20 protein-coding genes are annotated in these 21,500 nt (G+C 47.6%); 11 read left to right on the top strand and 9 right to left on the bottom strand.

Going from position 1 to position 21,500, the window contains the following annotated elements; genetic code table 11:
* The first annotated feature begins 325 nt into the window (after nt 1-325).
* The 3 genes from QMG16_RS03820 to QMG16_RS03810 all read left to right on the top strand — a co-directional run bounded on the left by QMG16_RS03820 (nt 326) and on the right by QMG16_RS03810 (nt 4,111).
* The gene (locus tag QMG16_RS03820; RefSeq protein WP_281792349.1) at nt 326-1,705 is read left to right on the top strand and encodes a tryptophanase; all 1,380 of its coding nucleotides are present in this window, start codon (nt 326-328) and stop codon (nt 1,703-1,705) included.
* Nucleotides 1,706-1,876: 171 nt separating this feature from the next.
* Nucleotides 1,877-2,446, top strand: coding sequence for a helix-turn-helix domain-containing protein (locus tag QMG16_RS03815; protein ID WP_281792348.1), 570 nt, complete (start codon nt 1,877-1,879; stop codon nt 2,444-2,446).
* 18 nt (nt 2,447-2,464) lie between these two features.
* Complete coding sequence (locus QMG16_RS03810) at nt 2,465-4,111, top strand: AMP-binding protein (protein ID WP_281792347.1); 1,647 nt, start codon at nt 2,465-2,467, stop codon at nt 4,109-4,111.
* Between the two features lie 311 nt (nt 4,112-4,422).
* Here the strand turns inward: QMG16_RS03810 and QMG16_RS03805 are convergent, their stop codons facing one another.
* The 6 genes from QMG16_RS03805 to QMG16_RS03780 form a co-directional block, all read right to left on the bottom strand.
* Complete coding sequence (locus QMG16_RS03805; protein WP_281792346.1) at nt 4,423-5,106, bottom strand: rhomboid family intramembrane serine protease; 684 nt, start codon at nt 5,104-5,106, stop codon at nt 4,423-4,425.
* 221 nt (nt 5,107-5,327) lie between these two features.
* Nucleotides 5,328-5,747: a universal stress protein gene (locus QMG16_RS03800; RefSeq protein ID WP_281792345.1), complete on the bottom strand. Its 420-nt coding sequence runs from the start codon at nt 5,745-5,747 to the stop codon at nt 5,328-5,330.
* A 163-nt stretch (nt 5,748-5,910) separates the two neighbouring features.
* Nucleotides 5,911-7,122, bottom strand: a complete 1,212-nt coding sequence (gene ilvA / locus QMG16_RS03795; protein WP_281792344.1) for a threonine ammonia-lyase — start codon at nt 7,120-7,122, stop codon at nt 5,911-5,913.
* Between the two features lie 177 nt (nt 7,123-7,299).
* Nucleotides 7,300-8,682: a hypothetical protein gene (locus tag QMG16_RS03790; RefSeq protein ID WP_281792343.1), complete on the bottom strand. Its 1,383-nt coding sequence runs from the start codon at nt 8,680-8,682 to the stop codon at nt 7,300-7,302.
* A 394-nt stretch (nt 8,683-9,076) separates the two neighbouring features.
* Entirely contained in the window at nt 9,077-9,277 is a 201-nt protein-coding gene (locus tag QMG16_RS03785; RefSeq protein ID WP_281792342.1) for a cold-shock protein, read from the bottom strand.
* A gap of 406 nt (nt 9,278-9,683) precedes the next feature.
* Nucleotides 9,684-10,133: a hypothetical protein gene (locus QMG16_RS03780; protein WP_281792341.1), complete on the bottom strand. Its 450-nt coding sequence runs from the start codon at nt 10,131-10,133 to the stop codon at nt 9,684-9,686.
* Between the two features lie 532 nt (nt 10,134-10,665).
* Between QMG16_RS03780 and QMG16_RS03775 the strand changes: the two genes are divergently transcribed.
* The 3 genes from QMG16_RS03775 to QMG16_RS03765 all read left to right on the top strand — a co-directional run bounded on the left by QMG16_RS03775 (nt 10,666) and on the right by QMG16_RS03765 (nt 12,578).
* A complete protein-coding gene (locus QMG16_RS03775) occupies nt 10,666-11,001 on the top strand; it encodes a TFIIB-type zinc ribbon-containing protein (RefSeq protein ID WP_281792340.1) in 336 nt (111 codons plus the stop codon).
* Nucleotides 11,002-11,020: 19 nt separating this feature from the next.
* Nucleotides 11,021-11,914, top strand: coding sequence for a TerC family protein (locus QMG16_RS03770; RefSeq protein ID WP_281792339.1), 894 nt, complete (start codon nt 11,021-11,023; stop codon nt 11,912-11,914).
* 121 nt (nt 11,915-12,035) lie between these two features.
* Nucleotides 12,036-12,578: a hypothetical protein gene (locus QMG16_RS03765; RefSeq protein WP_281792338.1), complete on the top strand. Its 543-nt coding sequence runs from the start codon at nt 12,036-12,038 to the stop codon at nt 12,576-12,578.
* A 63-nt stretch (nt 12,579-12,641) separates the two neighbouring features.
* Here the strand turns inward: QMG16_RS03765 and QMG16_RS03760 are convergent, their stop codons facing one another.
* The gene (locus QMG16_RS03760; RefSeq protein WP_281792337.1) at nt 12,642-15,305 is read right to left on the bottom strand and encodes a DUF3458 domain-containing protein; all 2,664 of its coding nucleotides are present in this window, start codon (nt 15,303-15,305) and stop codon (nt 12,642-12,644) included.
* 549 nt (nt 15,306-15,854) lie between these two features.
* On the opposite strand from QMG16_RS03760, the gene QMG16_RS03755 reads away from it, so the two are divergent.
* The 5 genes from QMG16_RS03755 (at nt 15,855) to QMG16_RS03735 (ending at nt 19,720) form a co-directional block, all read left to right on the top strand.
* Entirely contained in the window at nt 15,855-16,310 is a 456-nt protein-coding gene (locus tag QMG16_RS03755) for a universal stress protein (protein ID WP_281792336.1), read from the top strand.
* 289 nt (nt 16,311-16,599) lie between these two features.
* On the top strand, nt 16,600-17,334 hold the full coding sequence (locus tag QMG16_RS03750; RefSeq protein WP_281792335.1) for an amino acid ABC transporter ATP-binding protein: 735 nt from the start codon (nt 16,600-16,602) through the stop codon (nt 17,332-17,334).
* Between the two features lie 131 nt (nt 17,335-17,465).
* Nucleotides 17,466-18,281 (top strand): ABC transporter substrate-binding protein, encoded by an 816-nt coding sequence (locus tag QMG16_RS03745; protein ID WP_281792334.1) that lies wholly within the window; start codon nt 17,466-17,468, stop codon nt 18,279-18,281.
* A gap of 25 nt (nt 18,282-18,306) precedes the next feature.
* A complete protein-coding gene (locus tag QMG16_RS03740) occupies nt 18,307-19,014 on the top strand; it encodes an amino acid ABC transporter permease (protein ID WP_281792333.1) in 708 nt (235 codons plus the stop codon).
* Between the two features lies 1 nt (nt 19,015).
* Entirely contained in the window at nt 19,016-19,720 is a 705-nt protein-coding gene (locus tag QMG16_RS03735) for an amino acid ABC transporter permease (RefSeq protein WP_281792332.1), read from the top strand.
* Between the two features lie 112 nt (nt 19,721-19,832).
* On the opposite strand, the gene QMG16_RS03730 is transcribed toward QMG16_RS03735, so the two are convergent.
* Nucleotides 19,833-20,543: an amino acid ABC transporter permease gene (locus QMG16_RS03730; RefSeq protein WP_281792331.1), complete on the bottom strand. Its 711-nt coding sequence runs from the start codon at nt 20,541-20,543 to the stop codon at nt 19,833-19,835.
* 31 nt (nt 20,544-20,574) lie between these two features.
* Nucleotides 20,575-21,384 (bottom strand): transporter substrate-binding domain-containing protein, encoded by an 810-nt coding sequence (locus QMG16_RS03725; protein ID WP_281792330.1) that lies wholly within the window; start codon nt 21,382-21,384, stop codon nt 20,575-20,577.
* Nucleotides 21,385-21,500: the final 116 nt, after the last annotated feature.

The following is a 21,500-nucleotide window of genomic DNA, read 5'->3' as shown; positions in this document are numbered from 1 at the left end:
AGAGTAGATCCTTCGCATCATTTGTCGTAGGTGACGCAACCGTTTATCAACGAGGCACGGGACACCTTCCCGCAAATACTGAACTTTTCTTTTAGCAGAGATGTCCGATATATGGAAAACATTTTCGTGACGACAAGATGGGCTCGCCATCGGTTCTCGAGATAAGTCGATGAAGAATGATTAATATTTATCTGTATGAATATGATATGAAATGCGGCAGAAACCGCTGGATATCCTCAGATCGAAACCGTCATCCGTCATAACCCGGTCTTCGGCCGTTTGTTTTCAGATGGCAATAACTTGGGAAGTTCAAGGAGAAAACTCAATGGTCCATTATCCTTTCGAACCGTTCCGCATCAAGATGGTCGAACCCATCCACCTGATAGACCGTCAAACCAGAGAATCGCTCTTGAGGGAAGCAGGATACAACGTGTTTGCCCTCAAAGCCCGAGATGTTCTTGTGGACCTGCTCACGGATTCGGGAACAGGGGCCATGAGTCACATTCAGTGGGGAGCCATGATGCAGGGGGATGAATCTTACGCGGGGGCGGCTTCTTACTTTCGTTTGTCCGAGACCATACATTCCATTTTCGGTTTCCAACATTTCGTGCCCACCCATCAAGGGCGCGCCGCCGAAAACATTTTAAGTGCACTGTTGGTAAAACCCGGACTCTTCGTCCCCTCCAACATGCACTTCGATACGACGGACGCGAACATTCGCGCCCGTGGCGGTCGTCCTACCAATCTTGTCATCGACGAGGCATTCATCCCTTCGAGCATGCATCCTTTTAAGGGCAACATGGACCTGTGCAAGTTGAAAAGCTTTATCGACCATACAGGCCCTGAAAACATTCCACTTGGCATGATCACCGTTACGAACAATGCCGGAGGCGGACAGCCCGTATCCATGGAAAATCTTCACGGAGTCGCAGAAATCTATAGGAGTCACGGGATCCCGTTCTTTATCGATGCCTGCCGCTATGCCGAGAATTCCTACTTTATCCAACAAAGGGAACCCGGCTATCAAGACAGAAGTATCCTCGACATCGCCCGGGAAATGTTTTCTCTGGCAGATGGCGCCACAATGAGCGCCAAAAAGGATGCTATAGTGAATATCGGCGGGTTCCTTGCCATGAACGATGAAGAACTTTATCGGCGTGCATGCAACGAACTGATCCTGCGCGAGGGGTTTCCAACTTACGGAGGACTGGCTGGACGCGATTTGGAGGCCATTGCCGTTGGATTGCAGGAAGGGATTGACGAAACCTACCTCGCCTATCGCGTGAAACAGACGGCATACCTCGCCGGCAGGCTTAAAGAATTGGGGATTCCCATTATGGACCCCCCTGGAGGTCATGCAGTCTACATCGATGCAGGTGCCTTCCTGCCCCATATCCCCCCTTCTGAATTTCCAGGACAGAGCCTCGTGGTTGAACTTTACATCGAGGGGGGAATCCGTGGCGTGGAAATCGGATCTGTCATGTTCGCCCACAGCGACCCTGAAACCGGTGCCATGATCCATCCAAAACTCGAAATGGTTCGATTGGCCATTCCACGGCGCGTTTACACTCAAAGTCATTTGGACCATGTCGTCAATACTTTCAAGCTCATTGCGGAGAATCGCGACTCCATGCGTGGGTATCGCATGACCTATGCCCCTGAACTGCTGCGTCATTTCACGGCACGATTTGAACCTATCCGTTAGTTTTCGAAAGGACGGCGCATCTCAGCATGTCCATTTCAGCACACAAAGCAAAGCGGAATAATACCGATTCGTTGAAATGAACTACCATTTTCCCCTTTTCAATTCCTGGAATCCATATATAAAAAGATCTTTTTTCGATCTAATATTTCGCTTTTCTGAGGAGGTAACACTTTGAATGCTGCAAAAGTTGGCTCACGCATACGGGCCTTCAGGGAAAAGGAGAACATGAGTCGTGAAGAACTCGCAGAACGGACCGGCCTCGAAGAGACATTCATCCAAGCAATGGAAGAAGACGACGTCTACCCCTCCTTGGGGCCTTTATTAAAAATTGCACACGCCCTTGGCACACGCCTTGGCACCTTTCTTGACGACCAGATCAGCAGGGATCCTCTCATCGTGCGTCTCGAAGAGCAGCAAGAGGAATTGAGCATGTTAAAGGGAAAAGACAAACCCGTAAGCCTTCGATTCCACTCCCTTGGGCGCGGCAAAGCAGATCGGCGCATGGAACCTTTCTTCATTGAGATCCTCCCCGAGTCGGCCGAAGACAAAAAGCTCTCCTCCCACGAAGGAGAGGAGTTCATTGTCGTAGTTTCGGGTGAAGTGGAAGTGATCTATGGTCATGAAGTGCATAGGCTCAAAAAAGGCGACAGCATCTACTACAATTCTGTTGTCCCCCATTATGTAAGCAGTGCAAGGAATGAAAAGGCCGAAGTTTACGCTGTCTTGTACATTCCAGACTAAAGAATCTTTGAGGCGAATATGGAAAAAGCTGTATTGCAGTCGCTGACAATAGGACAAATCCTTGATCGAACCATCGAGAAATATCCTGATACTGAAGCTCTAATTTATGTAGATCGCGATTTTCGTCTCACTTACCGTGAATTTGGAGAACTAGTGGACCGGCTTGCCATGGGCATGATGGCCCTGGGAATCCAGAAGGGTGAAAAAGTCGCTATCTGGGCGACCAACGTCCCTTACTGGGTTGCCCTTCAATTTGCCACCGCCAAAATCGGAGCGATCCTTTTAACGGTCAACACCTACTATAAAAGCAGCGAACTGGCCTACCTGCTCAAGCAATCCGAAGCCGAAAACATTTTCATCATCGACGGATTCAGAGACACGGACTACCTCCAAACCCTCTATGAACTCGTTCCGGAACTCAAGACTCAACAGCGAGGTTTCTTGAAAAGCCGGGAGTTCCCTCACCTCAAAAGAGCTCTTTTCTTGGGACATGAAAAGCACAGGGGGATGTATTCCATTACAGAGATCATGGCTTTGAGCCACCTTACCAGCGAACAGGAATACAAAGAGCGACAAGAGAGCCTCGATCCCCATGACGTGGTGAACATGCAGTATACCTCCGGCACGACAGGCTTCCCCAAAGGGGTCATGCTCACCCACTACAATATTGGAAACAACGGTTACTGGATTGGAAAAAACCAGTTGTTGGGCCCTGAAGACCGTCTCTGCCTCCCGGTTCCTCTCTTCCATTGTTTCGGATGTGTCCTGGGGGTGATGGCCGCCGTGAATCACGGCAGTACCCTGGTGATTCTTGAAAATTTCGACCCCGTCCAGGTGATGGCCGCCGTCGAGGAAGAACGCTGTACAGCGCTTTATGGCGTCCCCACCATGTTCATCGCCATATTGGGCCACAAAATGTTCGGCAAGTTCGACTTCAGTTCCCTCAGAACTGGAATCATGGCCGGTTCGCCCTGCCCCATCCGTACCATGGAACAGGTCATAGAGAAAATGTACATGAAAGATGTTACCATCTGCTATGGTCTCACCGAAGCTTCGCCGGTGATGACTCAAACACGGGTAGACGACGATATCGAGAAACGGGTAAAGTCCGTCGGACGAGCCATGCCCGGCATCGAAGTGGCGGTCATCGATCCCGAAACGGGTCTCCCCGTCCCGCCAGGCGTTCAGGGTGAGGTCGTTTGCCGAGGCTACAACGTTATGAAGGGCTATTACAATATGCCCGATGCCACAAATAAAACCATTGACAGTGACGGTTGGTTGCATTCGGGCGACCTTGGAGTGATAGATGAAGAGGGTTACCTTTCCATTACCGGGAGGCATAAAGACATGATCATACGTGGAGGAGAAAACATCTATCCAAGAGAGATAGAAGAATTCCTCTACCGCATGGAAGGTATTCGAGATGTTCAGGTCGCGGGGGTGCCGAGCTCCAGGTATGGTGAGGAAGTTGGCGCCTTCATTATCCTGAAGGAGGGGTATAACTATACACCCGAAGATGTGAAGGATTTCTGCCGTGGGAAAATTGCCAGGTACAAGATTCCCAAGTATGTTCTGTTTGTGAACAGCTACCCCATGACGGCCAGCGGCAAGATTCAAAAGTTCAAATTGAGAGAGCAGTCCGCATTGCTGTTTCCGGATGCCTAGCACAGTACGGCAGGAAAGCGGCATCCTTTATGGACGTCAAGTTAACGTGGCATTGTCAGATTTCATCTGAACCACGAAGATGCGGAGAACACAGAGATTTCATTTGAAAGTCTTTCTCTGTGCTTTTGTGGTTAATGTGTATGGAGATCAATCGCCTCCAGTTCCAGAGTTTCTGAGTTCCTGCAAGGTTTCGGTCTGGAACGGTTCATCAATGCCCCTCTGTTGGAGATGGAAAAGTAGCAAAGCCAATAACAAGACAGTAATGAACCATGCTACCCATCCCATTATGGATCTCATAATGTTTCTCCATTTCAGCGACGAAATGCTTTTTTCCCAAACAAGTTCAAAAGAAAGATGCCTCCTATGAATCCACCTACATGGGCCCACCAAGCAATTCCAGCCACATGATGGCCCCTTCCCAGCAAAGAGAATGTACCGCTGAAAAATTGAAGAATAAACCAGAAACCGAGAAAGACATAAGCGGGCAACACAATGAGATAAGGAATGAAAAAAATCGGAATGAAAGTCAATATCCTGGCGCGTGGGTAAAGGATGAAATAAGCTCCCATAATCCCGGCTATTGCTCCGCTCGCTCCAATAGTGGGTATGCTGGAACTGGGATTAAAGAACACCTGGATACTTGCGGCGATAAGACCGGAAATGACATAAAATAAAAGGTAGGAAAGATGCCCGATCTCTCCTTCCACATTGTCACCAAAAATATGTAAAATCCACATATTTCCAATTAGATGCAGCCAGCCCCCATGGAGAAACATGGAGGTAAAAAAGGGCAAGATCTGCTCCATAAGAGTAAAATGAATTGCAATTTCAGGCTTGGTATAACGGGCGGGTATCAGACCATAGGTAAAGAGAAAATCCTCAAGGTGTCCCCCCAGTTGTAGTTCATAGAGAAAAGCAAAAGTGCAAAGGACAATAATAAAATAGTTTATAACGGGTACGCCTTTTGATGGGTTTATATCTTTCAATGGAATCATGTGAAGTTAACCTTTTTGAGATGACTCCAACATTCACGTCCGTTTCCCCCGCCAAGGGGGGCTGAAGATCCCCATAGAATCTGAATTCCCCCTTTTGAAAGAACAACGATCAGAAACTAAATGTTAAGAAACATCTAGATCGAATCCCCGTCTACGGGCATGTTTTTTGCTTTCAGGCACAAAAGCTGTGGAATCAAACCAACAGGATTGCAATCGATCATCTATTTTACAAGCATGACGGGACAGTGAGATAAAATGCTCACTTTGTAGCTGATGGTTCCCCATCCCTGCACGGCATTGTCCGCTTCAATCTTGTGAGAGCTCAGGATGATCAGGTCGATCTCCTGGTTCGTTGCGAAATGAATGATCTCTTTCACCCTCTTTCCATAGGTGATTTCTGTCTGAATCGTGAGCTGCCCCTCACGGTACTGCCTAATCATTTGTTCCATTTTCCTGCTGGCACGTCGTCCCAACTTTTCATAAAAATCACTGAAATCGTCCAGTTCAGTATCTTGAATGGTTTCTATCACATGGAGGAGAGTAATTCGAGATTCTTCTCTGAGGGCAAGTTTGACGGCTATGGCAAGAGCGTTCAGGCTCCTCTCTGTGAGATCGGTCGGGACAAGAATGTGTTTGAACATTTCGATACCTCCGCTTTATCTTTGCGTATCCGCTGTTTTTTAGCCATAGAGTCCAGACTATTTTTTATAACGAATCAAATTGCGTCATCCCAAAGATTTATCGTTCAGCCCCCGTGGATTTCGTTTGTTTGCATTGATTATCTAAAAAAGATGTCTTTTTGCATCATGACAAATTACATAAGCGGTATCCCGATTCTTCAAGTGTTTTCGATATCTCAAGAATATGCTGTGGTCCTCGTGTTTCAAGTTCCAATTCCACATGACTCAGATGAATAGGAATATCCCAGCCACTGCGTTCATGATAAATGTGCAGCACGTTCGCTTTCAGGAAAGCGATGATCTTCAATATTTCCATCAAGGCTCCGGGAACATCTTCCAGACAAACAGAAAAGCGCATGATACGCCCATTCCATACCAACCCCTGCCGGATTATTCTATCGAGTAGAGGACTGTCAACATTCCCTCCGCTGATCACCAGAACGATTTTGCCCCCTTTGGGGAAATCCGATTTACCGCTCAAAAGTGCTGCCAAAGGAACGGCTCCTGCCCCTTCGGCCAACACCTTTCGCCGTTCGAGAAGAAGAAGGATGGAGGCTGCAATCTGATCTTCTTCTACCAAAACGATTTGGTTCACCAGACTGTGAATGATTTCAAAAGGAAGTTGGCCAATTTGTTTGACCGAAATGCCATCAGCAATGGATTTGACCGATTCGACACAAGTCACCTTCCCTTCTTGCAAAGCCTGAAAAGCTGAAGGACATGCTGCAGCCTGCACTCCAATCAGTTGGACCTCCGGCCGCACGCTCTTGACCGCCATCGATACACCCGCCATGAGTCCTCCCCCGCCGATGGGAACGAAAATGGCGTCCGTGTCCGGCAAATCTTCCAAAATTTCAAGGCCGATGGTGCCCTGCCCGCATATAATGTCCGGATCGTCAAAAGGATGAATAAAGACATTTCCATTTTGAGCCAATTTCTGTGCTTTTTCAATGCATTCCACAATGCTCTGCCCATGGAGAATCACTTCTCCGCCATAGGCACGCGTTGCTTCCTGCTTGGAAATGGAGGCCGACTCGGGCATAACGATGGTTGCAGGCAAGCCGGCTCTTTTCGCTGCGAGGGCGACACCCTGCGCATGATTACCGGCGGAGGCCGCTACAACTCCGGTGCAACCGTCACTTTGGTTAACGAGAGAATCAATTTTACAGGCAGCTCCACGCAGTTTGAAAGAACCCGTCTGCTGTAAGTTTTCCAATTTCAGATAAACTTCAGCATCACACATTTTACTGAAACTGGCTGAGTAAATCAGAGGGGTTCGAATCACCTTTTGCTTAATGATCCGAGATGCGTTTTGAATATCGATCAATGAAATCATGAACTCGGCTCGCTTTCCCCTGAGGCGGTCAGATCTTTTTTGCAATGGTGAATACGAAATCAAAACCGCCAGGTTTCGATTCATACTGGAGATTCGATCTTATCTGAACACCTATGAAGGGGCACCCTAGTAGGTGAAGCAATTATTGGAAATCAGGCAGAAAATCTAGTTTAAAAACTAGAATCTGCAGATTCGGGCGGTGTCCGGAAAAAGTTCTGAATCCGACTGACTTTCAGACCTCAAAGATAAAATGATTCGATTCGCTCTCTCCTCGATCTCGGGAACGAGCTCCACCAAGGCTTTCAAGGACTTGATCACTTTCTTGATCTGGTGCCTGTGGGAAACAGGAAGTTTAGGATGATCGAGCACTTGAAGAATGTCTTCAAGGATAAACAGTTTGTCTGCAGTAAAGTACACATAAGCGATTTTGGCCCATTTTTCAGCAAGGTCTCTGGGAATTTGGTCCAGTTTTTCCATAAGACTGTGGTTTTGTCCGATTTGCAGGGCCCGCTTCAATCGTTCAAAAAGCATTAGTACTTCTTTTCTGCTTTCGGACCAGGCATTGGAAGAGGAAAACAGACGTTCCCACTTGGGTATGATTTTATGAACGAGCCACTGTTCGCCTTGTTGAGGCAAGAGCGACAAAGATGCAAATTCTTCCTGTTCATGGAGGAGCGTCTGGCAGAGTCGAGTCGACTCGTCTCCATTTTGAGCATCGGTCAAATGTGAGTTGAGCAATTCATTAAGTCGCTCGAGAATGGATCGTTTCGATTCAAGATTTGGAAAAGCCCTATAAAGCTGCGCTTCCCATTCTTCCCGCAGCACGCCTATCTCCGCATTGACGGCAAAAAAGACGAAACCGAATTTTGTCAAAGTATTGCGCAGTTCATGAGCAAGTATTTCGCTGCTCTTCAGTTGACGGCGAGTGAACTCTTCCTGATTACGAAAAAGTTTTTCACGGAGTTGCAAGGAAAGCAGTTCGGTTCCCAGGCTTCGTGAAAGTTCACGAATGATTTTGGTCGAACGGTCATCACGTCGTATGGAATAGGGCCTAAAATGAATTTTTATGACCGCACAGACCACATATTCCGTCTCCTGCCAGATAGGATTTCCTTCCCAGTCACTTGGGTATTCCAAAATGTCCCGCCCTCCTCCATACAAATCACTTTTTGGAACCAGGACGGGTTCCATATGGTAAAAATCTTCGATTTCGCCTCGAAGCTGCTTCCCCACGCTGCGAACGTCTTCGAAAGGGTTTTCGGCCGTCCAGCTTTTCTGTTTTTCGACACACCATCCCATGGCTTCCAACACGTGGTCCGGCTGGTCACGATATTGTTCCCAACTCTTGCCCGGAGGATTGTAATCAGAAACGGCCGGCAGTCCCCACTGGATTTCATCGCCGCTTTCTTTTCTGATGCCCGAAGTGACCCGGACAGCCAGGAGTTTGGGCATGGGACCAATTCTATAAATAGTACCCTTTGTGGCGTTTTCGAGACAAAACAGAATGGTTTTGATCATATTCTTACACGTTTTCTCGAGTAGATCCTCCATCATGTCCATTCCAGTCTCCAGAAATCCAAAATATCGAGTTCAAGAGTATCCGCGTTTACAGACTCATTATAATGCTGTCATTTAATCTAAACTAGGGGAGGTGGATTGTAAGCGAAGAGAGGTATTTTATCAAGATTGTCAAGCGAAGCAGATTATTCAGAGATAACTCGCAAGATTGAGAGGTGGACTTTTCGCGGGAGTGCTTACTCTTTGACTATTGAAGGTCCAAAGTTCAGCGGGTTCATGGCATAATTTTAAAAATGAGAAAAAACCGATTTTGGATCTCTTTTCGTTTTCCCTGCTCGTTGTACTTTCTTGCCAAGCCGTTACGAAATGAAATAAAAACGGCCAGGAAACTTCCTTGGCCGTTGGAATCGTTCATTTACTAATGCGCAGTCGATCTCTAAATTTTCTTCACATTGACAGCCTGAGGGCCCTTCGGACCACGCTCCACCTCAAAACTCACCTTGTCCCCTTCTGAAAGGGAACGAAAACCTTCTGCCTGGATGGCGGTATGATGCACGAACACGTCACCCTGATCTTGTGTTTCAATGAACCCATAGCCCTTTTTGTCATTAAACCATTTTACTCGGCCTTCAGGCATTTCTGATTTCCTTTCGTTAGCGCTGTTTTTTGCTGATTTCCGGCGCGCTACTTTGAGTGCACCACCGAAATGGCGACAAAAGATCCATCGATTGGGCAAGACTTCAAATTAGCGAACCATATTCTATAATTAAATGCGACAAATGCTATCTCATAATGACTATTGTGTCAAGCAAATGGAGCCCATCTTTAAGCTTTTATATTATACAAATGAATGACAATAGAATGAAGAATAAACCATCCATACTTTCCCCTGACTCTGTCATGCATATCGGTTGATATTTCCTTTTTTCTAAATGGAAAAACAGGCTGAATATTTTTCGATTTACAACTCTGAGCCTGAGGTTGATATGACAGCAAAAATCCCACACAGTTCATACCTTGGGACTTTATCTCAATGTAGCGCATCAAAATTTTTGAATATTTTTTCGGAGGACAAAAATCTTTTTTACGGGCATTACCCCAATCACCTCGATCGCTTCGGTCAGTTGTTCCGGCTTGGACTCCAGACTTTCCCATGATTCCATGATGAGGCTCTCCCCCTTTTTCGTCACGACAACAGGCAGAGTCTTCTTGGAAGGTTTTTTTCCTTCATAGACAACGTTGGAAGGATCTTCCGGACGCACCAGCTTGCATTCTACCGAAAAAGATTCCACCACCTGGTAGAGGGTAGAAACCGTGTAGTCCTCCGATGCAAAGGGTTGAAGCCTTCCATCTTCCATCACATAGATTCGCTCATTGCTTCCTGCACCCATTTTACCGGCAGGCAAATCCATTTTGTTTTCCCCTGTTGCTTCTTCCCCCGTTGCTTCATGGGAGAGATTTTCAGTTGGAACGGGGTTTTCCTTTCGCTTCATTATAAAACACTCCTTGTATCTTCCAGATTTGACAAGAATTTCCAGTGCATTGTTCAATCCAGTCTCTTTCTCAAGGCTCGTATAGCAATGCTCCCTGCAAAGCAAACATTTGAATGAGGGAATGCGACGTTCGTCTCTCTTACACCAAACATACTCTGACATACGGAAAGGCTTTCCATTTCATGCTCAACCCGGCTATCCCATTTGCAGACACCGCTAAAACAGCGAAGTCATTTTCTACATCCTTCTTCATCCTGTTGAGGATACGATCAGAATATGCCACAGCGGCATGCATAAAGGCAAATTCAGCGCTTCTTCAATGGCAAAAGCAGCGTCTAAAAGGCGTATGTACCCCCTCCAATTGAAGTGGAAAAACAAAATCGTTATGCGAGTGACATCTCTCTTTATCACATATATAATTATTTTTTTGTTATTCCGAATCGAAGCGTGATTCAATATGTATTGAAATCTACTCGGGGAACTCCCTGTTCTGGATGGAGAGGTCCCTCTTTCATGTTTCATGGAGGAAGTCATGTCGAGTCCGAGAGAAGAACGCGTGATCGAAGAATTTCAGCGGCGTAGGCAGACCCTTTTAAGAAATTTTGCTTTGGCCATGGTCCTCATCGGACTAGGCTTAGGACTTCGACAACTCATCGACAGTTACCCGAATTTCCTCGGGATCGGCGTGAACACCTGGAGAGCCCTTTCCATTGCTCAGCTCATCTCGGGGGTGGTCTTCGCCGTTACAGGCTTCAATCAGTACAAGTGCCCTGTTTGTGACAAGATCCTTCGAGCTCACGATAAATACTATCTCGGAGTCGCTATCAATCCAGACAAATGTCCCCACTGCGGTGCGCGATTGAGTTGAAGGGGGAAAATTGTTCTAAATGGAATCTTCTCTATTTTCACACATTGTCAGCCAATTCCATATGCTTGCGTTCGTAGATATCCTTCCCATCGCCACATTGGCCATTCTGGAAGGAATCCTCTCGGTCGATAACGCTCTGGTGCTCGCCATTCTCATTCGTACTCTACCCAAGGATAAGCAAAGAAAAGCCCTTACCTATGGTATTGCCGGCGCATTCTTTTTTCGCTTTATCGCCTTGATATTTGCCTCGTACCTCATGCGCCTTTGGTTTTTCAAGCTCATCGGTGGCGGTTATCTCATCTATCTGGCTATGAAGCACATGTTCTTTTTTTATAAAGAAGATGCGAGTCATCCCAGGAAGGAAATCGCCGGCAATTTCTGGAAGGTCGTGGCCATCGTCGAACTCACGGATATCGCTTTTTCCATAGACAGCATTACAACGGCGGTGGCCATGAGCGACAAACTCTTCGTGGTTTGGATTGGCGGAGTGCTGGGAATCATTTTTCTGCGCTTTGTATCCCGGCTCTTCGTCAGCCTTCTCGAAAAACTTCCGAGATTGGAAGACCTGGCTTACCAGCTCATTTTCTTCATTGGGAGCAAACTGGCTCTTGAATCGTTTCGAGTGGAAATTGAACACTGGATTTTCTGGTTCATGATGGGAGTCATCGCAATTTTGGGTTCTGCCCTTGTATACAGGGATTACCATCAGCGCAAGACTGAGACTCAGTTCCATGATCGATTACTTGTCAAATTGAAAAATGGTGAAATTACAGTGCAAGAATTGTTGAGTCTCGAGTATATTCCTAAAGAAGTGGTGGCTTACCTTCAGAAGGAAAACTGTATCAGCATAGAGATTCCAAATTGCGGCAGCAGGAAAAACCCGTCAGGCGGAGTTGAGCTCCAAAATCCATAAATTCTGTTTTGTGCATCAGGCTCCACTGTTTTCCTGTAAAAAGCGATGAATGTTTGATGAAATGCCTCGGTGAAGATATGATGCGTGTGATTCGAACAATTGAAATACAGGAGGACATCCAATGAAATTCGCTCAATTTAGTATCGCTGCAATGCTTTTGACGTCACTCGGTCTGATCTGCACCTCGTCTTCATTTGCAGGCGAAAAACTCGCTTTTCGAAATGGTTTTCTGAAAACCATTCCATCAAATTGCGTTTTCAAGAAATGCGCATCCGTTCAGATCGTACCCCCGTCGAATGGATATGTGATTGTCACCGCTAGCGGAATGGCCTCTTTCGCCAATGATGTTTCCTTTCTGGAGCTCACTCTGGGCACTGAACCTGGCTCTGCAGGACCCTGGTTGTACAGGGTCACCCCCGGCTTCAGGCTTTTTCAGAACTTTTCCGTCCGGTATGTTTTCCCGGTGAAGACAAATGGAACAAAGATTTTTACCTACTATCTCAACGGCAGGCTTTGCCGAGGTCCATCAAGTGATGTTTCCGTAGAAACGGGAACGATCACGGCTGAATTCTATTCGAGTTCCGATGCAACCATGCTGTCGCAACCCCAAGCTCAGATCCAATCGACAGAAACGGGCACCAACCTTCAGGTAAATAAGCCTTGAGGGCAGGCGGTTGTCGAAGCGCAAGTCGATGGAAAGGCGTCCCCTTCACATGGTTTGTTTCTATTACCTCAGGTAAGCGCTTGCCTGCCCGAAAATAGTGGGGCTCGCCTCAGCCGAAACATTTTTCACTATCCGTTCTAAAGTCGGGATCACCTTCTTCTGGAGTTCCGGCTTTAGATTTCGAACATGCTGAAAAGTGTTCAGAAGACGGCTGGTCGTGGTGGCGTTGATGGGGGCAAGTTCTATGATGGTGTCCCCAATCCACTGGATGCCCTCATCGGTCCAGACCTTCTTGTTGTTGGCCGCCATGGGCAGAAAGAGAGCTCGGCACCATGTGGGTTGAGTGATATCAAAGCTCGCCCGCTTCTTTTCGACTTCAATCATTTCAAAAACATCTTCCACGGTTCCATTGGATATGACTCGAAGATAGTTGGCATACCCGCTGAGATGCGTATGCCAGGACTCATAAACTTCTTCGAGCACGGCACGGCGTTTGGGGGCGGAACTCCGATTGAGAGCCAATAGTGCCGCCACTCGGTCTGTAGCGGTTGTAGCAGCGTAGAAGTGATCCAAAATGAGCTGATGGCTCTCCGGTGAATCATCCACTACAATCAAGTCCAGCAGAACCTGTTTGAGCATGCGATCTTCGATACCATCCTTGGGAGATGAACTAGCCGAGTAGGTGTCCAGTCCTTTGAACAGTTCCAGCAACGGTTCTCGGTAAAGGCCGTTCACCGCCTTCATGAGCTTTTCCCGGGCGGCGACCAGTTCCGGATACCATACGGAATAAGTGCGGTCCATGGGCTGTTCGTCCACTCGAAGAAAATAGGCCTTGAGGGCCGAGGGTAGACGGCGGTCATCGATGATTTCCCCGTAAAGTTGCAGCCAATGAGAATCGATTGCGCTGTCCGGATCGTGTAGAAGCTTGATGCGCTGGTGATCCGTCAACTGCCGCATCGCATCCACCCGATTGTACGCATTGGGATCCAGGCGCGTCTGCATGGTCAGAGTTTCTTTGGAAGCATTTACCTGCCGGAAAGTCCCGTAAAAGGAATAATCACGGTTTATAGAGGCGAAGGCGGGAGGGGTGGAAATATTTTGCAGGATCAGTTCGGCATCGGCGTCTTTCATCTGGAAGACCTGCGAGGTGCCCGGAAGATCTTCTCCCTTTGCATCCACCAGAGCAAGATCTATAGGCAGATGAAATGCCGATTCCCCTTCTTTGAGCTCCTGGTGAAAAGTAATGCGGTATTGCCTTGCTGAAGCGTTATACGAGGTTTTTGCAGTGATCTTCGGGTATCCGATGGTGTAAAGCCATCTTTTCTTGAATTGGTCGAGAGAGCATCCGGAGGCTTCTTCGAAGCAGGCGAAAAACTGATCGGTGGTGGCATTGCCATAACGATAACGGGAAAAGTAAAGGCTCTTTCCCGCCTTGAAGTTGTCGGCGCCTATCAACAGACGCAGCATACGGATGACTTCGGCGGCCTTGACATAGGTCACACCATCAATGAGTTCATCGGGATCGTTGAACCCTTCACGCACGATCCGCCCCACATGGCCGCCATCTTCAATGGCAAGGGGCCCCAGTAACGGATTTCGAATGCTTTCAACCTGTTGAAGCCGTATAAACGATGGATCGAACATGTCGCTCATGAACTGTCGCTCCACATCCACCGTGTAGGCTTCGTTGAGCCAGACATCGAAGGGCGTATCCATGGTGGTTTCACTGCCGCACTGGTTGTGTTCGAACTCATGGACAATGACGGCGTGAGCATAAAGCAGGGAAGTATCCAGAGTATGTTCGTTGATGAGCGCCGCATCCGTCACGATAGTCGTATTCCCCACGTTTTCCATTCCACCGAAATTGGATTTGTTCATGCAAATGGTCCGGTAGGTATCCCCCGTGTAATCATAGTCTTGAGTCTTGGAAATCCAGAGGATGGCTTCTTTCAAAATTTCCATGGGAATCCGGGCTCCATCCCTGCTTCCTGGAGGAACTAGGTATTCGAGGCGCACAGTGGATCCCGATTCATAGGTCACATGGTCTACCAGGCTGTCCCATGTCCCGGCACACGCAATGAAAAGATAGGGAGCCATCGGAATGGTATTTTCGTAAGTGATAACTTGACGACTCGGATCTCCGGCTTTGAGCACCGGTTTGCCATCCGGGTTGGTTTTTCGGCTGATATTGCCGTTACTGATAAGGTGCGTATAGGCGGAATCGGCTTCGAGAGTGGTCGTCATAGTGCACTTGGCCCGACAGTCGTCAAAGATGGGCATGATTCTTTGGAATCCCCACTGCTGGCACTGAGACATGTATTGCTGGGGAGCTCCCGGCGGGGTGCTGTCTTTGTAAATTCCCTCGAGTATATGGTCCGATGGAAAACAATGGGTAAACGTCCTCACCCAGAACCTTTCGCCGGCCTCCACTCGATGCGGCAAGGTTATGACCAGTTTGTCCCGCGTTTTTTGATAATCATACTCTAGGGAAATCCCCTTCCCTTCTTCCTCTTCAGGACCGCTGCACCATTCCACCCCCATGATTGTCAATTCCTTAGCGTCCAGGACAAGCAAATCCATGGGCGTTCTGGCTGTCATTTCAAGACAATTTGTGGCTTCCACTCGATCCTGAATGAAGTTCAGGCGGATGGTCAAATGGTTGAGAGCAACTGGCAATTCCCCAAAATCTTCACGCCGATATTTGTAATGCCGCTCAGTCGAATTCACGTTTTATCCTTTCCAGATAAAAATGGATGGCTGAAGATCCATTTTCTTGTCCTGTTATATGAAAAAAGCTCATGGCTCATGATAACATCGCTTTTCAAGAGCGTTTCCCGGTTTCTCTATTGCCTTGCACCTCTTTGCGTTTTTTCATCTTTCGTTAGACCACTCCACCCATGGGAGGTAACGTATTTTAGCAATAAAGAACATTCGTTTATTGCTTCACAATGTGAGCATTATGGGAAAACTGAATCAACAAATCAACCGACAATCTAGCGGTAGTATGAAGGAAAAGTCTTGAGAGCTTCCGTTTGTATCTCACAGGCTGCCATTGAAAAGCGCTTTGCAAAAATCGCCTTAAAATTATAAATATTTTCCATATCTTATACTGTTTTTGAAGCTCTTTTGCCTTTCGTTGCAATGTAAGCCGACCAATCTTATCATTGGAGGGTAAAGAAACGACTCTTTGATATTCCAGCGATTTGTCAGGGTGGGGTTTCCATAAATGGCACTCAAGGCCTGCGAATCGCTGAAAAAGATATTGGAGGTAAGACCATGGAAATCAAAAGGATTCTATGGCCGACAGATTTCTCGAAGGCCGCTTCGGCAGCCGAGGATTTCGTCGCGTCATTGACTAAAAAATACGAAGCGGAAGTGCATCTGCTTCATGTCGCAGAAGATCTAACGATGTTTGAACACTTTTGGGGGAGTGGATTGGATGCAAAACATATTCACGACCTGCAGGAATACGGAATGAAAATATCACGAGAGCGCCTTGAAGAACTTTGCAACGACAAACTGAAGGGATGCCCTCGTTACCATATTCATATTGTTTTGGGCGATCCCGCTAAAGAAATACTGCGGGCAATAGATGCATATGGAGCAGATCTCGTCATTCTGGCCACTCACGGGATGAAAGCGAATTTTCCTTTTGGAAGCGTAGCCGAAAAAGTGGTGAAGAACTCTCCTGTTCCGGTTCTTACGGTCAATCCCAAAACTTATGGCAAATAGAAGACAGATAGCGAAGGACGGTTTCTCTGGGGAACTTCCAGATGGATTTCCCCAGCCACTTCCAGACAGGTTTTCTTGACCTGCGGAGTTCCGTTAGGTATACAGGATTGGGAATCGGCTTCTTTCTTATCAAAAAGCGAACGAAATTGTAGTCAGCCATGGGCAAATCCATCTGTCCTTTGAAGCAGATGAGCAATGGATAGACCATTTGCTCCGTCACTGGATTCTGATAGCTGGTCGTCATAGGGACGAGTGGCATGTCAACCATGTTTATACTCAGGGTGCTATAATGATTGAATTTCAAGGGGTGCATAAGTGGTTCAAGAAACTTCATGTGCTTAATAACATAAACTTGCTGGTGCAGCCGGGAGAAGTCGTCGTTGTATGCGGTCCTTCAGGTTCAGGAAAATCGACTCTCATCCGTACGATCAATCAGTTGGAACCCATTGACGAAGGAAAGCTCATTGTCGATGGAATGGATCTATCCGACCCCAAAACGGATATCAATAAGCTTCGTGCAGAAGTGGGGTTTGTTTTTCAGCAGTTCAACCTCTATCCCCATTTGAGTGTCCTCAGCAACATCACACTGGCCCCCATCAAGATCCGTCAGACCCCTAGGAAGGAAGCCGAAGAACAAGCAATGGCCCTTTTGGAGCGGGTGGGGCTGGCAGAGAAAAAGAAGGCGTATCCGTCACAGCTTTCAGGGGGACAGCAACAAAGGGTGGCCATAGCTCGCTCCCTTGCCATGAAACCCAAGATCATGCTTTTCGATGAACCCACATCCGCTTTGGATCCTGAGATGATCGGTGAAGTGCTGGCGGTCATGAAGGATCTCGCCATGGAAGGGATGACCATGGTCGTGGTCACTCACGAAATGGGTTTTGCCCGAGAAGTTTCGGATAGAGTGGTTTTCATTGATCACGGCCAGATACTGGAAGAGGCAAGTCCGGATGAATTCTTCATCAATCCAAGGCAGGAAAGAACAAAGCAGTTTTTGAAACAGGTGCTGTCACCGATGCATTGACCCCATCGACGGGAAGGTCAAAACGTAAGGATAAAATTTTTATCTTCCAGGAGTGGGCCTTGCCTGCGATTGTCGCGACCAGGGTGTGCTCCGGGGAGTGAATCCATATAAACTTCAAAAAGGGGGAATGTATGAAAAAGCTTGGAATCATGTTTTTGGCGATGGCAGTCATGGGAATGCTCAGTGGTGCGGCGTTTGCTGGAGATACCCTGGCCGATGTGAAAGCAAAAGGCGTGCTTGTCGCTGGAGTAAAGGATTCGCTCCCGCCTTTTGGGTACGTCGATGAAACCACGCGCCAGATCGTCGGCTACGATATCGATTTCGTCAAAGCCATTGCAGACAAACTCGGTGTGAAACTCGAGCTCAAGGCCGTTACTTCAGCCAGCCGCATGCCACAGCTCACCGAAGGCAATATCGACATCATTGCAGCAACCATGACCAAAACGCCGGAACGCGCTCAACAGATTGATTTCAGCTACACCTACTTTGCAACGGGTCAGAAATTCCTGGTAAAAAAAGGGACGGTGAAGGCTCTTAGTGATTTGGAAGGGAAAAAGATCGGAACAGCCAAGGGTTCCACGTCCGAACAGAATGTGGCCAAAGCCTTACCCAGCGCAACCATTCTTTCTTTCGATGACTATCCCCAAGCCTTCCTGGCCCTTCAACAGGGCAAAGTGTTTGCCGTGACTACCGACGAATCTCTTCTCGCCGGTATGTTGGCCAAAGCTCCCAACAAAGAAGAATTCGAAATTCCCGACATTCAGATTTCCGATGAACCTTACGGCCTAGGTATGCGCAAAGGCGATAAGGCTTTCGTCGATTTCGTCAACACCACCCTGCTCGAAATGGAAAAAAGTGGAAAGGCCAAGGAAATCTTTGAGAAGTGGTTCGGTCCCCAATCCAGCACACCCATCAAACGCAACTTCACTATAACCGCTGATAACTAGAAAAAGTTCGAAGGGCGAAAAAGTCGTGCTCAATTACGATTTTGACTGGGCAATCATCACATCCGGAAAGTACTTCGATTGGCTTATCTCGGGTACGATCACAACCATCCAAATTTCGGCTGTGTCGATCTTTCTGGCTTTCCTTCTCGGCCTCATCATTGCAGTGATGAGGATGAGCCACGTATCCGTTTTTCGATGGTTCGCGCTCGGCTACCTTGAGTTTACCCGGAATACGCCACTTTTAGTGCAGATCTTTTTCTGGTACTTCGGGTCGTATAAGGTACTGCCCCGGGTCGTAAACGACTGGCTCGCCCAAACCCACTTTGAATTCACCGCCGCCGTGATTGCCTTGACGATCTATACTTCAGCCTTCATTGCAGAAGACATTCGCTCTGGAATTCGCTCCATTCCAAAAGAGCAGATGGAAGCGGCGCGGAGTGCAGGTTTCAGCTTTCTCCGCGCCATGCGGTACATCATCTTGCCCCAGGCCATTCGCAATACTATTCCGCCCCTTATCAATCAGTTCTTGAATCTGATGAAAAACTCATCTTTGGCAATGACCATTGGAGTGGCTGAATTGACCTATCAGGCACGGCAGATCGAAAGCTACACGTTCAAAGGCTATGAATCCTTCACAGCGGCTACATTGATTTATCTGGCAATGTCATTGATTCTCACGGCGGTTGTGAATCTATACAATCATTACGTTCTCAAACCGGTAAAGGGCCATTAAAATGGGCTCATGGCTTGATTTTTCCATCATCTCCAAAAACCTGACCTATTTTTTCATAGGCAGCTACCCCCATGGACATTTGGGTGGAGTTGCGTTGACTCTCATTCTCGCTGTGTCTTCCTGTGTGCTTTCATTCTTCGGTGGATTGATTCTTGGCTTGTTGAGTATTTCGCATATCCGGGCAATACGCTACCCTACCATAGCCATCATCAACGCCATTCGCGGCGTGCCTCTCCTGATGGTCATCTTCTTCATGTATTTTCTTCTTCCCGGAGTCCTGGGACACAGCGTGCCGGAGGTCAATACGGTGATCGCTGCCCTGACCTTTTTCACTTCCGCTTACATGGCCCAGATCGTCAGAGCGGGCATCGAGAGCATTCCCAAAGGACAAATGGAAGCGGCTATTTCCACGGGCCTGCACCCCTGGCAAGCCATGTTCTATATCATTTTGCCCCAAGGCCTCCGCAACATGGTTCCTTCTTTCGTGAACCAGTTCGTATCTCTGATAAAGGATACATCCCTCGCCTTCATCGTGGGCGTTTCCGAACTGACTCATGTAGCCACACAGATCAACAACCGCAGCATGATCTACCCCGCAGAAATCTTCCTCTTTATTTCAGTGATCTATTTTGTCATTTGTTATGCCTTTACCAGTCTTTCCCGCTGGCTGGAACGGAGACTCTCCTGGCACAAGTCGATCGGATGAACACACCTTCCCGTGCAAGAACTCGGATTCTCAGGCAGATTGAACGTATCGCTTCGATGAAGCATGGTGTACACCAGAATCATTTTTCAAAAAGGGTGCACCCCCATCTTCATCAGTCATGTTTTATCTTTTGTTCCAATCGGCGGGTCAAATAGGAGAGTGGATAAGTAATGAAGAGATAGAGCAGCGCCAAAGGCAGGTAAGCCTCGAAGGTTTTGTAGGTTGTCGCGTTGATCACTTCCGAAGCCTTGGTGAGTTCCCGCACGGAAATGACCGAGAGGAGAGACGAATCCTTCACGACAGAAACGAACTGGCCCGTGACGGGGGGGATGATACGGCGCAGCGCCTGCGGAAAGACAATATAGCGCATTGTCATCCAATGATCCAGTCCCGTGGATTTTGCAGCCTCCAATTGGCCTTTATCTATGGATTCAATCCCGGCCCGAACCATCTCCGTGATATAGGCGCCGGAAAAAAATGCCAGTGTGATCATGCCGATAATGAGAGGATTGTCGAAATGCACAACAGTGGCCACGCAAAAATAGAAAATATAAATCTGAACGAGAAGAGGCGTTCCGCGGAACAATTCCACGTAAAGCGTGGCCAGCTCTCTGACGATGATATTTTTTGAGACTCTGGCCAGGCCCCCCATCACACCCATGATGAATCCGAAAATCGTGGCACCGATGGAAATGGTTAAAGTGTAGTAAAACCCCCTTATGAACAGCCATCGATATTCCCAGGGAACTCGCCAATTCCAGGGATAATCGATTTGGAGGAAAAGATAAAAAAGGCTTGCCGCCACACCAAGGACGGCAAGCATACGGACCAGAACTTTATATCCTCTCCCCATCTTATTTTAGAAGATCACTGAAGTATTTTTTATAGAGCTCGTCGTAGCGTCCATCCCTTTTGATGGTTTCAATGTACATGTTCAGCCAGTTCAAAAAATCGAAATCCCCTTTGCGCAGGGCAATGGCAAAAGGTTCATAAGTGAAAGGTTTGAGGATCGCTCGCGTACTGTCGGGATTTTCTCTGTTGTGTTTGCTGATGGAAAGCTGATCGTAAATGAAAGCGTCAGCCCGGCCGGTGACCACTTCCCGCACACAAGCCGTTTCGTCTTTGTAGCGGTTGATCTGAGCCTTGGCAAGCATCTGAGTGGCAATGATATCCCCTGTGGTGCCCAATTTAACAGCAACGACCCGCCCCTCGTTGTTCAATTCCTTCACGTCGTTGATATCGGGAGCTTTCTTTTTGCTCAGAAGGAGGCACAGTCCCGTCTCAAAATAGGGTTCCGTAAAGGATACCGTTTTTGCACGTGTGAGCGTGCGCGTCATTCCTGAAATGATCATATCCACCTTACCCCCCTGAAGCGCGGGAATGAGTCCATTGAACTCCATATCCTTGATTTCTATTTCAACCCCCAGCTCTTTGGCGGCAAGTCTGGCGATATCGACATCGAACCCCACCGGTTCACCCTTTTCATTGGCATACTCGAAAGGAAAAAATTCGACTTCCATTCCTACGATCAATTTATTCCGTTTGATGACTTCATTGAGTGTGCTCGACTCAAAGATTTCGAAAGGCGTCAATGCAAAGGATAAACCGGGTAAAACGCTCAAAACGAATGCCAACGAAAGAACAATCACCATAGTGCGTCGCATTTTTTCTCCTTTCGTGTTCATGACAGCATTTCTCAATCAAGCCTCGTTCAAACAGCCTCACAAAACCGGTAGATCACAAGTCCTGCCCTATCCTGCCTATACGATGATGTAGTGCA

Origin of the sequence: Desulforhabdus amnigena, from assembly GCF_027925305.1 — a bacterium.
In the GTDB taxonomy this organism is placed as follows: domain Bacteria; phylum Desulfobacterota; class Syntrophobacteria; order Syntrophobacterales; family Syntrophobacteraceae; genus Desulforhabdus; species Desulforhabdus amnigena.
The sequence above is the reverse complement of the archived record's forward strand: the minus strand, read 5'-3'. Positions and strand labels throughout refer to the sequence as shown.